Source organism: Mesorhizobium sp. B2-5-11, from assembly GCF_006440835.1.
In the GTDB taxonomy this organism is placed as follows: domain Bacteria; phylum Pseudomonadota; class Alphaproteobacteria; order Rhizobiales; family Rhizobiaceae; genus Mesorhizobium.
In genome coordinates this window covers 258,263-272,785 of the sequence record NZ_VFUK01000003.1, presented here as the reverse complement: position 1 = coordinate 272,785, position 14,523 = coordinate 258,263, and the positions used below count along the sequence as shown (strand labels likewise).

At 63.9% G+C, this 14,523-nt stretch carries 12 protein-coding genes; 5 read left to right on the top strand and 7 right to left on the bottom strand.

Annotated features, from left to right (window positions below; genetic code table 11):
- Nucleotides 1-28: 28 nt before the first annotated feature.
- The 3 genes from FJ490_RS12295 to FJ490_RS12285 are packed head-to-tail and all read left to right on the top strand — an operon-like array spanning nt 29 to nt 6,119.
- A complete protein-coding gene (locus FJ490_RS12295) occupies nt 29-2,482 on the top strand; it encodes an FAD-dependent oxidoreductase (RefSeq protein WP_140728963.1) in 2,454 nt (817 codons plus the stop codon).
- Complete coding sequence (locus FJ490_RS12290) at nt 2,482-3,663, top strand: pyridoxal phosphate-dependent aminotransferase (protein WP_140728964.1); 1,182 nt, start codon at nt 2,482-2,484, stop codon at nt 3,661-3,663. Before FJ490_RS12295 ends, FJ490_RS12290 begins: the two co-directional genes overlap by 1 nt.
- Nucleotides 3,660-6,119 carry an FAD-dependent oxidoreductase gene (locus FJ490_RS12285; protein ID WP_140728965.1) on the top strand — a complete coding sequence of 820 codons (2,460 nt, stop codon included), beginning with the start codon at nt 3,660-3,662 and terminating at the stop codon, nt 6,117-6,119. The genes FJ490_RS12290 and FJ490_RS12285 overlap by 4 nt, the downstream gene beginning before the upstream one ends.
- Before the next feature lie 46 nt (nt 6,120-6,165).
- Here FJ490_RS12285 and FJ490_RS12280 read toward each other — a convergent pair whose 3' ends face one another.
- The 7 genes from FJ490_RS12280 to FJ490_RS12250 all read right to left on the bottom strand — a co-directional run bounded on the left by FJ490_RS12280 (nt 6,166) and on the right by FJ490_RS12250 (nt 13,011).
- Entirely contained in the window at nt 6,166-6,753 is a 588-nt protein-coding gene (locus FJ490_RS12280; protein WP_140728966.1) for an NAD(P)H-dependent oxidoreductase, read from the bottom strand.
- On the bottom strand, nt 6,753-7,334 hold the full coding sequence (locus tag FJ490_RS12275) for an NAD(P)H-dependent oxidoreductase (protein ID WP_140664585.1): 582 nt from the start codon (nt 7,332-7,334) through the stop codon (nt 6,753-6,755). The genes FJ490_RS12280 and FJ490_RS12275 overlap by 1 nt, the downstream gene beginning before the upstream one ends.
- Before the next feature lie 286 nt (nt 7,335-7,620).
- Nucleotides 7,621-9,024, bottom strand: coding sequence for an FAD-binding oxidoreductase (locus FJ490_RS12270; RefSeq protein ID WP_140728967.1), 1,404 nt, complete (start codon nt 9,022-9,024; stop codon nt 7,621-7,623).
- A complete protein-coding gene (locus tag FJ490_RS12265; protein ID WP_140728968.1) occupies nt 9,024-10,325 on the bottom strand; it encodes a cytosine deaminase in 1,302 nt (433 codons plus the stop codon). The genes FJ490_RS12270 and FJ490_RS12265 overlap by 1 nt, the downstream gene beginning before the upstream one ends.
- 4 nt (nt 10,326-10,329) lie before the next feature.
- A complete protein-coding gene (locus FJ490_RS12260) occupies nt 10,330-11,178 on the bottom strand; it encodes an ABC transporter permease (protein ID WP_140675258.1) in 849 nt (282 codons plus the stop codon).
- A complete protein-coding gene (locus FJ490_RS12255; RefSeq protein ID WP_140623229.1) occupies nt 11,165-11,995 on the bottom strand; it encodes an ABC transporter ATP-binding protein in 831 nt (276 codons plus the stop codon). The genes FJ490_RS12260 and FJ490_RS12255 overlap by 14 nt, the downstream gene beginning before the upstream one ends.
- Nucleotides 11,996-12,006: 11 nt before the next feature.
- Nucleotides 12,007-13,011, bottom strand: coding sequence for an ABC transporter substrate-binding protein (locus FJ490_RS12250; protein WP_140495611.1), 1,005 nt, complete (start codon nt 13,009-13,011; stop codon nt 12,007-12,009).
- Nucleotides 13,012-13,280: 269 nt separating this feature from the next.
- Between FJ490_RS12250 and FJ490_RS12245 the strand changes: the two genes are divergently transcribed.
- The gene (locus FJ490_RS12245; protein WP_140555017.1) at nt 13,281-13,664 is read left to right on the top strand and encodes a RidA family protein; all 384 of its coding nucleotides are present in this window, start codon (nt 13,281-13,283) and stop codon (nt 13,662-13,664) included.
- Between the two features lie 54 nt (nt 13,665-13,718).
- The gene (locus tag FJ490_RS12240; RefSeq protein ID WP_140728969.1) at nt 13,719-14,522 is read left to right on the top strand and encodes a creatininase family protein; all 804 of its coding nucleotides are present in this window, start codon (nt 13,719-13,721) and stop codon (nt 14,520-14,522) included.
- Nucleotide 14,523: the final 1 nt, after the last annotated feature.

The window sequence follows — 14,523 nt, the reverse complement described above, 5'->3', positions numbered from 1 at the left end:
GAAATTGGACCAAGGGTTGGAGAAGAACATGGCCGGTTTGCCGAGCACGGCACGCGTGGTGATCATCGGAGGCGGTGTCGTCGGCGCCTCCTCGCTCTACCATCTCGCCAAGGCGGGCTGGACCGACTGCGTTCTCCTTGAAAAGAATGAACTCACCTCCGGCTCGACCTGGCATGCCGCCGGTAACGTGCCGACCTTCTCCTCGTCCTGGTCGCTGATGAACATGCAGCGCTATTCGACCGAGCTCTATCGCGGGCTGGCCGAGGCCGTCGACTATCCCATGAACTACCATGTCACCGGCTCCCTGCGGCTTGCCCACACGCAAGAGCGCATGCAGGAGTTCCAGCGCGCCAAGGGCATGGGCCGCTATCAGGGCATGGACATCGATATCGTCGGCACGGACGAGATCAAGCGCCGCTATCCCTTCATCAAAACGCATGAGCTGAAAGGCGCCCTCTACGACCCGAGCGACGGCGACATAGATCCGGCGCAGCTGACCCAGGCGCTGGCCAAGGGCGGGCGCGACATGGGTGCCCGGATCATACGCTTCTGCCCGGTGACAGGCGTGCGCCGCGACAAGGACGAGTGGGTGGTCGTGACGCCCCAAGGCGAGATCCGCTGTGAGATCGTCGTCAACGCCGCCGGCTACCGTGCCGCCGAAGTCGGAAAAATGTTCGGCCGCGAGGTGCCGATGATGGTGATGAGCCATCAGTATATCCTGTTCGAGGAGATCCCCGAACTCGCGGCATGGTCGAAGGAACAGGGCAGAAAGTTGCCGCTGCTGCGCGACGTCGATACCTCCTATTATCTGCGCCAGGAAAAGAACGGCATGAATCTCGGTCCCTATGAGCGCAATTGCCGCGCGCATTGGGCTGGTCACAACGACCCGATGCCGGAGGATTTTTCCTTCCAGCTTTTCCCCGACGATCTCGACCGGCTGGAACACTATCTGGCAGACGCCGTCGCCCGCGTGCCGATCCTGGGTACCGCCGGCCTGTCCAAGGTCATCAACGGCCCGATCCCCTATGCGCCGGACGGCAATCCGCTGATCGGGCCGATGCCGGGCGTCCCCAATGCGTTCGAGGCCTGCGTCTTCACCTTCGGCATCGCGCAAGGCGGCGGTGCAGGCAAGGTGTTGGCCGAATGGGTCACGCAAGGCCAGACCGAATGGGACATGTGGTCTTGCGACCCGCGCCGCTTCACGTCCTTCGCTTCGGCTCCGGATTACTGCGTTGCCAAAGGCATGGAGATCTACGGCAACGAATACGCCATCCAGTTTCCGCGCCATGCCTGGCCGGCGGGACGCGACAGGAAATTGTCGCCGATCCATGATCGCATGAAGGCGTTCGGCGCGCGCTTCGACGCCTATAATGGCTGGGAGCGCGCCACCTGGTATGCGCAGGATGGCGACGACGTCTCGGAGGAAGCAACGCTCACCTTCCGTCGCGACGGGCCGTGGCAGCACCGCGTGCGCGAGGAATGCCTGGCCGTCCGCGACGCCGCCGGCATCCTCGACCTGCCGGGTTTTTCGCGCTTCAACCTCGAAGGTCCGGGCGCCGCCGAATGGCTTAGCCGGCAAGTGACCGGCCTCGTGCCGAAGCCCGGCCGCATCGGTCTCGTCTATTTCTCCGACGACAAGGGCCGCATCGTCACCGAAATGTCGGTGGTGCGCCACGGCGAGGAATCCATGACGCTGATCACAGCGGCGGTGGCGCAATGGCATGATTTCGAATGGCTGAAATCGCACATGCCCGTGGATGCGACTTTCAAGCTGATCGACCGGACCGAGGAATTCTCCACCCAAATCCTGGCCGGACCCAAGTCGCGGGAAATCCTCGCCGCCGTCTGTGAGGCCGACCTGACCTTGCCGTGGCTCACGCATCAGGAAACCAAGATCGCCGGGCGCTGGGCGAAGCTGGTCCGCGTCTCCTTCGCCGGCGAACTCGGCTGGGAAATCCACACCAGGGTCGACGACACCGCCGCCGTTTTCGACACCATCTGCGCGGCGGGACAGCCGCACGGCCTGAAACCATTCGGCATGTACGCGCTGGATTCGTTGCGGCTTGAAAAGGGCTATCGCACCTGGAAAGGCGACCTCTCGACCGACTACTCGATCCTGCAAGGCGGGCTCGAGCGGTTCGTCAAATGGGACAAGCCCGAGTTCCGCGGCAAGGCGGCGCTCCAGAACGAGAAGCAGCAGGGCGTCAAGAAGCGCTTCGTCACGCTGGTGGTCGAAAACCCCGGCGATTGCGACGCGCCCTACATGTCGACGCTGTGGCATGACGGCCAGATCGTCGGCGAGACGACGTCGGGCGGCTGGGGCCATCGCGTTGGCAAGTCGATCGCGCTCGGCATGCTGCGTGCCGATCTGGCGGAGCCCGGCACCGCCGTGGAGATCGAGATCTTCGGCGACCGTTTCAAGGCGGTCGTGCAGAACGATGAGCCCTTGTGGGATCCGAAGAACGAAAGGTTGAGAGCCTGATGCCAAAACCATCATCGCGCATTTCAGGCATCGTGCCGTCGGGCAAGGATGGCTGGGAAGTCCACTTCGCCGCATGGGCCCGTAAGGAGGCCGGCGAGGACATCATCATGCTGTCGGTCGGCGATCACGATTTCGATACGCCTTCCGAAACAATCGAGGCTTGCGTGACCGCGGTTCGCGGCAGCAATCACCACTATACCCCGTTGCCCGGCCTGCCGCGCCTGCGCAAGGCGATGGCGGCGGCTTCGGTCGCCTGCACGGGCGTCGGGACGACGCCGGACCAGGTCATCGCCACGCCGGGCGGCCAGGCGGCGCTCTACGCCGCCGTACAGGCCGTGCTCGACCCGGGCGACCACGCCATCGTGGTCGCGCCATACTACGCGACCTACCCCAACACCTTCAGCGCCGCGGGCGCGACCTTCACGGTTGTCGAGACGCCGGCCGAGGACGGTTTCCAGCCCCGCGCCGACATGATCCGGGCGGCACTTCGGCCGAATACGCGCGCCATCCTGATCAACACGCCGAACAACCCGACCGGAGCCGTCTATTCGCGCGAACGGTTGGAACAGCTGGCCGAGGTCTGCCGCGAGCACGATTTGTGGCTGCTGTCCGACGAAGTCTACTGGACGCTCGGCGGTGGCGAGCACATCTCGCCGCGTTCCCTGCCCGGCATGGCCGAGCGCACGCTGGTCATCAATTCCATGTCCAAAAGCCATGGCATGACCGGCTGGCGCATGGGCTGGCTGACCGGCCCGAGCGAGATGATCTCGCTGCTGACCAACCTCAATCTGGTGACGACCTACGGCCTGCCGGCCTTCATCTCGATCGCCTGCACCGAGGCGCTGGAGAAGGGTTATGGCGTGAAGGAAATCGCCGAACGCTATGCGGCGCGACGCGCCGTCCTGCTCGACGCCGTGCGCGGCATGAACAATGTCGGCGTGCGCGGCTCCGAAGGCGGCATGTATGTCATGCTCGACATATCGGCCGTCGAATCCGACGACGAGAAATTCGCCTTCGCCTTCCTTGACAAGGAGAAGGTCGGCGTCATGCCCGGCTCCAGTTTCGGCGAGGCCGCGGCCGGCCATATCCGCGTCAGCCTGTGCCAGCCGGAACCCGTCTTGCGGGAAGCAGCGCTCCGGCTGCGCCGCTTTGTCTCCAGCTACCGCCGCGAGGCCGCATGAACACCCCTTCCCCCAGAACCATTCCCGCCAAGGCAAGAGCCGTCATCATCGGCGGCGGCGTTTCGGGCTGCTCGGTCGCCTATCACCTGGCCAAGCTCGGCTGGACCGACATCGTCCTTCTGGAGCGCAAGCAGCTGACCTCGGGCACGACATGGCATGCCGCCGGCCTGATCGGCCAGTTGCGCGGCTCGCAGAACATGACGCGGCTGGCGAAATATTCGGCCGACCTCTACGTCAAGCTGGAAGCCGAGACCGAGGTCGGCACCGGCATGCGCCAAGTCGGCTCGATCACCGTCGCGCTGACCGAGGAGCGCAAGCACGAGATCTACCGTCAGGCGTCACTCGCCCGCGCCTTCGATGTCGACGTGCGCGAGATTTCGCCCAGGGAAGTCAAGGAGATGTACCCGCATCTCAACGTGTCCGACGTCGTCGGCGCCGTGCATCTGCCGCTCGATGGCCAGTGCGACCCCGCCAACATCGCCATGGCGCTGGCGAAGGGCGCGCGCCAACGCGGCGCCACCATCGTGGAGAATGTGAAGGTCACCAAGGTCCACACCAGGGACGGCCGCGTCACCGGCGTGTCCTGGGCGCAGGGCGAGGAGCAAGGCACGATCGAGGCCGACATCGTCGTCAACTGCGCCGGCATGTGGGCGCGCGAACTGGGCGCCCAGAACGGCGTCACCATCCCGCTGCACGCCTGCGAGCATTTCTACCTGGTCACCGAGCCGATCCCGGGGCTGAGCCGCCTGCCGGTGCTGCGCGTGCCCGACGAGTGCGCCTATTACAAGGAAGACGCCGGCAAGATGATGCTCGGCGCCTTCGAGCCGGTCGCCAAGCCCTGGGGCATGGACGGCATCCGCGAGGACTTTTGCTTCGACCAATTGCCCGAGGACATGGACCATTTCGAGCCCATCCTCGAAATGGGCGTCAACCGCATGCCGATGCTGGCGACCGCCGGCATCCACACCTTCTTCAACGGCCCCGAGAGTTTTACGCCCGACGACCGCTACTATCTCGGCGAGGCGCCGGAACTGCGTGGCTACTGGATGGCGACCGGCTACAATTCGATCGGCATCGTCTCGTCAGGCGGCGCCGGCATGGCGCTGGCGCAGTGGATCAACGACGGCGAGGCACCGTTCGACCTGTGGGAAGTCGACATCCGCCGCGCCCAGCCGTTCCAGAAGAACCGCCGCTACCTCAGGGAGCGCGTCTCCGAAACGCTCGGCCTGCTCTATGCCGACCATTTCCCCTATCGCCAGATGGCGACGTCGCGCGGCGTGCGCCGTTCACCCCTGCATGAGCATCTGAAGGCGCGCGGCGCCGTGTTCGGCGAGGTCGCCGGCTGGGAGCGCGCCAACTGGTTCGCGCGCGAGGGACAGGAGCGCGAGTACCGCTATTCCTGGAAGCGGCAGAACTGGTTCGACAACCAGCGCGAGGAGCACCTCGCCGTCCGCAACAAGGTCGGCCTGTTCGACATGACCTCGTTCGGCAAGATCCGCGTCGAAGGCCGCGACGCCTGCGCCTTCCTGCAAAAACTCTGCGCCAATGACATGGACGTAGCGCCGGGCAAGATCGTCTACACGCAGATGCTCAACCGGCGCGGCGGCATCGAGAGCGATCTCACGGTGTCGCGCCTGTCGGACACCGCCTATTTCCTCGTCGTGCCCGGCGCCGCGCTGCAGCGCGACCTCGCCTGGCTGCGCAAGCACCTGACAGATGAGTTCGTCGTCATCACCGATGTAACCGCTGCCGAAAGCGTACTCTGCCTGATGGGCCCGGATGCGCGAAAACTGATCCAGAAGGTCAGCCCCAACGACTTCTCCAACGAGAACAACCCATTCGGCACGTTCCAGGAGATCGAGATCGGCATGGGCCTCGCCCGCGCCCACCGTGTCACCTATGTCGGCGAACTCGGCTGGGAGCTCTACGTCTCGACCGACCAGGCGGCCCATGTCTTCGAGGCCATCGAGCAGGCCGGCGCCGATGTCGGCCTGAAGCTGTGCGGGCTGCATACGCTCGATTCCTGCCGCATCGAAAAGGCTTTCCGCCATTTCGGTCACGACATCACCGACGAAGACAATGTGCTGGAAGCCGGCCTCGGCTTCGCGGTGAAGACGGCCAAGGGCGATTTCATCGGCCGCGACGCGGTGTTGAAGAAGAAGGAAGCCGGATTGAGCCGCCGGCTGGTCCAGTTCCGGCTGAAGGACCCGCAACCGCTGCTCTTCCACAACGAGGCGATCCTGCGCGACGGCAAGATCGTCGGTCCGATCACCTCAGGCAATTACGGCCACCATCTCGGCGGCGCGATCGGGCTGGGCTATGTGCCCTGCCAGGGCGAGACCGAGGCGGATGTGCTGGCCTCGTCCTATGAGATCGAGATCGCCGGCGAGCGGTTTGCGGCAGAGGCATCGCTGAAGCCGATGTATGATCCGAAATCGGAACGGGTGAAGATGTAGCGCGTTTTTCCCTTCTCCCCTTGTGGGAGAAGGGAAGTTCGCCCCCTCAAAACCGCTCCAGCTTCGCCCGCACCTTCGCCAGAAACGCGGCTCTCGTCTTCGGCGTCGAGGCGTCCATCAGATAGTGCGCCATGAAGAAAGTCCGGCAGCGCGTGGCGCACAGCGCGCGCATGCCGCGCAGCAAGGTTTTGCGCCCGGGCTGGCCGACGACGACGCTCCACCATGTCGGCGCGCCGCAGGTGGTGATGACGCCGACCTTGGTCACATGCCGCATCAGCGACTTGATCCGCCCCTTGCCGGCCGGCAGCTTGAAGGCGACGTCCGTCGCCCACACCCGGTCGAGCCAACCCTTCAGCATCGCCGGCAGCCCGTACCACCAGGTCGGATAGACGAAGAGGATTGCCTCGGCCCAGTTGAGCAGCTCGAAATGCGGCTTCAGCGCAAGGTCCTGCGGCGCCTGGGTGTTGTAGAAACGCCGTTCCTCGCAGCTCATCACCGGATCGAACTTCTCGGCATAGAGGTCGAGCAGCCGCACCTCCCAGCCCTTTCGCGTCAGCACCTCCACGGCGGTGTCGCGGATAGCGGCGCAAAAACTCTCCGGCACCGGATGGCAATAAACCACCAGCGCGCGCATCAGAATCTGTCCATGCTGGCCGTGACCTTGGCCAAGAACGCCTTGCGCGTCTCGTCGCTCGAAATGTTCATCGAATAATGCGCCAGGTAGGAAACCGAAGCGCCCGGCTTGACTGTGGCGCGCAGCATGCGCTGGACCAGTTTGCGCGGCGGGTCCCCCATCAGCATGGCGCGGAACCGGCTGCCGCCATAGGTGGTGACCGCCGCGATCTTCCCGATGTTGTGCAGCGACGGCTGCGCCTTGCCGTCGACCAGCTTGAACGACACGCCGGGCAGGAAGACGCGGTCGAAGAACCCTTTCAGAATTGCCGGAAAGCCGTAATTCCAGACCGGATAGGAAAGCACCAGCGCATCGGCACGCAACAGGCGCTCGACATACGGCGCCGCAGGGTCGGCGGAGCCGCGCGGATTGTGATAGTCTAGCCGTTCCTGGCGAGAGAGCCGCGGGTCGAAATCCTCGGCATAGAGGTCGCAGTCGTCAATCGCATGACCGGCAGCCGTCAGTCGCTCGACGATCGTCCGGTGCAGGCCGGCATTGAAGCTGGTTTCGACCGGATGGGCGTGGAGGACGAGGATGTTCATGGCGAGGCATTGCCTGGGTCAGCGCGAGGCACCCCCCTCTGCCTTGCCGGGCATCTCCCCCGCAAGGGGGGAGATCGGACTATCTCCTTGCTTTCGCCAATTGTCAGCGCGGCAGGTTGGCGGCAGCGCTTAAGCTGCCAATCTCCCCCCTTGAGGGGGGTGAGGAGTGGTCCGCGCAGCGGACGGGAAGCCGATTTCTTGGCTTTCCGAGCGACGAACGCCCGAAGCGACAGCGAAGGGCCCGGGCCGGAAGGCCAGAGGGGGGTGTTCAAGCGCGAACCTCTCCTCATCCCGTCCTCTGCAGCCCCTTGAACAGAAAAGTTCGTCCCGAACGGTAATCATAATCCGGGTTTTCCCAGGCGATCATCTTGCCGGGATTGAGCAGTCCTTGCGGATCGGTCTGGCGCTTGAAGGCGAGTTGCACCGCATCGGTCTGCTTCATGCCGCCCTCTTCCAGCGTGTAACGATGCGGGTTGAAGATCGGGCAGCCATTCTCCTCATGCAGGCGGATGATCTCGTCGAGCCGCGCCTCGGTGGTGAACTTGACCAGCGGCAGGCCGAAGCAGGTGACGTTGCCATCCAGCCGCACGAACTCCAGATGCGAGAACACTTCGCCCGGAAACATCGCGTCCATCTTCTCGACCAGCGCCAGCTGGTTGGGAAAGGGATAGAGCGACTGCAGATAGGTGATGTCGGGGTCGACCCGCAGCGCTCTGAGCGTTGTGTGGTTCCAGGCCAGCTCATAGGCCGGCGGCAGACCCTTTTTCTCCTCCGGCGTCGCCGTCGCGGCATTGAATACCACCTCGCCTCCAGCCCGCCGCGTGAAAGCGAGAAAGGCGTCCAGCCCATGCCGCGCCACCATGACGACGCAGATGCTCTGCCCATCCTTCAGGAATTTCTGGTGCCGTTTGAAATAGAGCTGCGGCACCGGTGCCGCGATCGGCGTGATCAGCTTGGTCAGGATGCCGTCCTGGCAGGCCAGCGCGTTGGCGTAGCGCGCCGCATTCATGAAGGCGTCGAAGCCGACAATGATGTCGATCCACTCATAGGCCGCGGTCAGCGGCATTTCGACTTCCATGATGATGCCGTTGGTGCCGTATGCATGCGTCACCTTGTGCAGATCCTCGCCGGTGAGTTCGAGCGCCCTCGGCTCGGCCTCCATGGTTACCACGCGCAGGCGCAGCACATTGCCGAAATCACGCAAGCCGCCGAAATTGATCGAACCGACGCCGCCCGAACCGCCGGCGATGAAGCCGCCGATCGAGGCGGTGTTGTAGGTCGAGGGTGAGAGCCGCAGTTCCTGCCCTGAATGCGCCCGCGTTGCCTTGTCGATGTCGGCCAGCACCGCGCCCGGCCCGGTCACCACACGCCCCGGCGCGATCGACTTGATCTCGTTCATCTCGGCGAGATTGAGCACGACGCCGCCCGAGAGCGGCATCGCCTGGCCGTAATTGCCTGTGCCGCTGCCGCGCGGCGTCACTGGCACGCCATGCCGGTGGCAGGCGGCGAGCACGCGGATCAGCTCGGCCTCGTTCTTGGGCGTCACGACCAGGTCGCCGGTGACGTGATCGAGCTGCTGCTTCAGCACCGGGCTGTACCAGTAGAAATCGCGGCTTTTCTGCTGGACGATGGCCGGATTGTCGTCGAGTTTTATCCCGTCGAGATCGCGTTTCAGCGCGGCGATATCCATCAGTCCACCATCAGCTCGTCGAGTTCGGCATAGTCGGGCAATTGCCGGTCGATTGCGCGCCCGGCGCGCACGACGATGCGATCCGATTCGGGCCGCGACAGCAATTCCGTCCAGCTGCGGCCCTTGAAGACAATGAAATCGGCATCCCCGCCGGCGGCAAGCGTGCCGAAACCATCGAGCCGCATCACATCAGCCGGCGTTGCCGTGACGGCCTGCGGCCAATCGGCGACCGGATGATCGAAATGCAGGATGCGCGTCGCCATGCGGTAGACCTCCAGCATGTCGAGATCGCCATAGGCATAGAAGGGATCGCGCGTGTTGTCGGAAGCGACCGCGACCGGAATGCCCCTCGCCTTCATCTCGTGCAGCAGCGTCACCCCGCGCCAGCGCGGCGTAGTCTGATCGCGCCGCCGATCCTGCAGATAGAGATTGCACATCGGCAGCGAGACGATCGCCAGCCCGGCTTTCGCCACCTTGTCCAGAGTGTCCAGCACGTCGAGGTCCGGCTGGCGCGCCAGCGAACAGCAGTGGCCGACGAGGATCTTGCCCTCGAAGCCGTTCCACAGCGACGCCTCGGCGATCTTCTTCAGCGAGATCGCCGCGACGTCGTCGGTCTCGTCGGCATGGAAATCGAGATCGAGGCCATGCTTGACGGCTTGGGAGAAGACATGGTCGAGCAGTTCTTCCAGATCCGGCACCATGTAGGTGACGACGCCAAGCACGCCCTTGGCGGCGGCCACCCTTTTGGCCAGCCTGTCGAACCAATTCTTGTCGCGCACGCCCTCGACGCCAATCAGGCAGGCGCCCTGCAACTCGATGCGGCCGCGCCACCTCTCGCGCATCGTCTCGAACACCGGCCAGGAGATTTCCTCCTGCGGCGGGACACTGTCCAGATGCGTGCGCAGTGCTTTGGTGCCATGCGCGTAGGCGCAGCGCAGCGAGAAATCCATGCGCCGCGCCACGTCCTCGGCACTCCAGCGGTCAGTGCGGTCGGCACCTGTGGCATTCAGCGCCCCGATGAAAGTGCCGTCAGGATTGGGTTTTCGCGGCCAGATATGGCCCTTGTCGATATGGGTGTGGCAATCGATGAAGCACGGCAGCAGAATCCGCCCGCCGAGGTCGATCGCATCGGCAGGTGCGTTCGATCTGCCAGGAACAGCAATGCTGGAAATCTTGCCGTCGCCCACCGCGATGTCGGCAAGTGCGAAACCGTCGCCGTCGAAGGGCGCGGCAAGGCCAGGCGTGACGGACCGATGAACGCGTGCGTTGGCGAGCCGGTATGAACCTGTGTTCGGAATCAAGGCGCTACCGCTCCTGCTTCAGCGCGCTCTCGTGCCAGCGCCGTAAGATGAGATGCGAAATCAGCGACAGCACGAGGAAGATCAGGATGCCGGTCAGCGAGATCAGGAACAGCGCCGCGAACAGCCTGGGCGCGTTCAGCCGGTAGCCGGCCTCGATGATGCGCGAGGCGAGGCCCGAAGACTGGCCGGTGGCGCCGGCGACGAACTCGGCCACCACCGCGCCGATCAGCGACAGGCCGCCGGCGATCTTCAGCCCGCCGAGAAAATACGGCATCGCCGCCGGCAGCCTGAGATAGCGCAATTGCTGCCAGCGCGTTGCGCCGTTGAGCTTGAACAGGTCGCGCAGATTGCGGTCGACCGAGTTCAGGCCGAGGGTGGAGTTGGAGAGGATCGGAAAGAAGGCGACAATCCAGGCGCAGAGCAGAAGCTTGGTCGTCTGGTTGTCGACATAGATGTTGATCAGCGGGAAGATGGCCACGATCGGCGTCACCTGCAGCACGATGGCGAAGGGAAAGAACGACATCTCCACCCATTTCGACTGCGCGAACAGCACCGCCAGCCCGACGCCGCCGATGACGGCAAGGAGCAGACTGAGGAAGGTGATGCGCAAGGTGACCAGCAGTGCGGAGAACAGCAGGCCGGCGTCGTTGTAGAGCGTTGCCAGCACCACACCGGGACGCGGCAGGATGTATTGCGGAATTTCATTCCACACGCAGATACGGTCCCACAGCCAGATCGCCAGGATCATGATCGCCAGCGGCAGAACCCAGCGGCCGATCCGCTCGAGCCGCTCCTGGCGCGCGCGGCGTGCTTCCTCGGGGTCGAGTTTCAATGCACCGTCAAGGGTCGTCATGATGCGAGCCTGCAATTGAATTGATGGCCTTGGCCAGCACGTCGGACGTCTGCCGGCACAGCGCTGCATAATCGGGGGAGGTGCGAAAGGCCTCGTCGCGCGGATAGGCCGCATCGATGGCAAGCTCGTCGAAGATCCTGCCTGGCCGCGCCGCCATCACGACAACCCTGTTGGACAAAAACACGCTTTCGAAGACGCTATGCGTGACGAAGACGACGGTGAAGCGCTCGTCCTGCCACAACTCCAGCAGATCGTTGTTGAGCTTGAAGCGGGTGATTTCGTCGAGGGCCGCGAACGGCTCATCCATCAAAAGCACGCGCGGTTTGGTCACCAGGGCCCGCGCGATCGAGACGCGCATCTTCATGCCGCCCGACAGTTCGCGCGGCACCGCGTTCTCGAAACCGGTGAGATGAACCCTTGCCAGCATCTCGGTCACCACCGGTGCCGCCTTGGCGCGGCTGACGCCCTTCAGCCTGAGCGGCAGCCAGACATTGTCGAAAACGCTGGCCCAGGGCAGCAATGTCGGCTCCTGGAACACGAAGCCGATGTTCGAGCGGTCGAGCGAACCGCCCGCACGCCAGTCGAGCATGCCGGAGGTCGGCGTTGACAGGCCGGCGATCAGCCGCAGCGCCGTCGACTTGCCGCAGCCGGACGGCCCGAGCAGGCTGAGGAAATCCCCTTCCCGGATCGTCAGGTCGACGTCGGCGAGCGCCGTCACGCCATTGGAAAAGACCTTGCCGACGCCCCGCAGCGCCAACAATGCCGGAGCCGTGTCGGACCCGTTCGCCGGCGCCTGCGCTACCTGTTCCCGCATCATGCTGGGACGGCCTATTTCTTCAGCTCGAGCCCGACGCCCTTGTTGACGAAGGCCAGCGTGTAGGCTTTCGTGATGTCGATGCCGGCGGGCGTGACCTTGGCCTTGACCATCTTGTCGTAAAAACTCTTGATCCGCGCCTCGTTCATGGCGCCGATGCCGAGCTTCTCGGTGTCGCCGGAATCGGCTAGGCCGAACTTCTTCATCTGCTCGATCGAGAAAGCGATCTGCTCATCCGTCATGTCAGGATTGTCTTTCTTGATCATGTCGTTGGCGGCCTTGTTGTCGCCGTAGAGATATTTGTACCAGCCCTTGGCCGAGCCATCGACGAAGCACTGGACCACCTCCGGCTTCTTGTCGATCGTGTCCTGCATCACCTCGATCGTCGTCGAATAGGTGTCCCAGCCATAGTCGGCGAGCAGGAACTGGTTGGGCACGAAGCCGCCTTCCTTTTTGACCGCGAACGGCTCGGACGTGACATAGCCTTGCTGGATCGACTTCTTGTTGGCGAGGAAGGGAGCAGTGTTGTAGGTGTAGGGCACGCGCTTGGCCGCGTCGAAGCCGAGCTCGATGATCATCCACTGGAAGAAGGTCTGCGCGCCCTCGTCACCCAGAATGTACTGCTCGGCGTTCTTCAGGTCCTCCCATTTGTCCAGCCCCTCGCCGGGATGGGACATGATGACCTGCGGATCCTTCTGGAAGTCCGCCGCCACCACGCGCATCGGAATGCCTTGCTGGACGGCGTCGAAGGCCGACAGCAGGTTGCCGCCCATGTAGAAATCGATCTTGCCGGCCAGGAGCATCGGCCGGCCGCTGACCTGCGGGCCGCCCTGCATGATGGTGACGTCGAGGCCGCAGGCGGCATAGGTGCCGTCGGCCACGGCCTGGTAGTAGCCGCCATGTTCCGGCTCGGCCAGCCAGTTGGTGCCGAAGGTGACTTTTTCATTTGCCGCGGCACCAAGCGTGCTCGCTGCAAGCACGGCCACCGCCGCTACCGACATCTTCAGTTTTCCGTACATCGACACCACCACCCTTTGTTTGCTCCGGCGCGCCACGCGCCAGGCTCGACACCAGAGATTCAAGAAGCAAGACACATGCCACCGGCGTCTCGCGCCGGGACCCGCCCGCCTGCACCACAGCCATCTGCGAACGCCGGAAAGGTCGTGCTGCACCGGAGGCATCGTGCCTATTTTTTAAACGCCTGTCCACAATCGCACCGGCGACATGCACCGCCATCTTGAAGCTGTGATGAATCCAGTCTTAGGCTGGCGGTATCCAGGAGATTGCCATGTTCAAGTTCCTCACCCCGAAGTCGATCAAGCCGCCTTTTGCCCGCTACAGTCACGGCGTCGAAGTGCCCCCGGGCAAGCGGCTGGTGTTGTGTTCAGGCCAGGTCGCGATCACGGCGGACGACCAGATCCCCGAAGACGCCGGCGCCCAGGCCGAGCTTTGCTTCAAGAACATCGCCGCGATCCTCGGCGAGGCGGGGCTGGGGCTCGGCAATATCGTTCGCATCAACGCCTATGTCACCGACCGCGCGCATCTGAGACCCTATATGGATGTCCGCGACCGGCTTTTTTCGAACCCCGCGCCGGCCTCGACCCTGATGATCGTCAGCGGGTTTGCCCGGCCTGAATTCAAGGTGGAGGTCGAGGCCATCGCGGCCGGGTGATCGACACGCCGTGTATCTCGCGCTAGGTCTCACCGTTCATCGAAGAGGCATGACATGACCGTACCAAAAAGACGTGTGTGGTGGGGTGACTATCGGACCACGGAATATGCCTCGATCGATCCCGAAGCGACGATCGCTGTGCTGCCGGTGGCGGCGATCGAGCAGCATGGACCGCATCTGCCTGTCTCGACCGACACCTCGATCATGAACGGCATGCTCGACACGGTGATCGCCCGCCTGCCCGACGATCTCGACATCCGCATCCTTCCGGTCCAGGCGGTGGGCAAATCGAACGAGCATCTTCACGCGCCGGGCACGCTTACTTTGCCGGCAACGACGCTGGCGGACGCCTGGACCGAGCTTGGCGTGTCGATTGCGCGGGCAGGCGTGCGCAAGCTGGTCGTCGTCAACTCGCATGGCGGCAACGAGGAGATCATGGGCATCGTCACGCGCGAATTGCGGGTGCGCGAAAAGATGCTGGCGGTGAAGACCAGTTGGCAACGCTTCGGCCGCCCGGCCGGCATGTACACCGAACTCGAGGACCGCCACGGCATCCATGGCGGCGACGTCGAGACCTCGCTGATGCTGCATTTCCGGCCGGATCTCGTCGACATGACCAAGGCCGACAATTTCGTCTCCAACGTCGCCAACGCGGAGCAGGAATTTTCGCTCCTGCGCCACACCGGCACCCACGCCTTCGCCTGGATCGCCAGCGATCTCAATCCGAACGGCGTGGTCGGCGACGCCAGCATTGCCACGGCTGAAAAAGGTCGGCTGACAGCGGAACATCAGGCTGATGGTTTTGTCAGCCTGCTTAGGGATGTACGCAAGGCGAAGCTCGCCGATTGGCTGAAGTAGC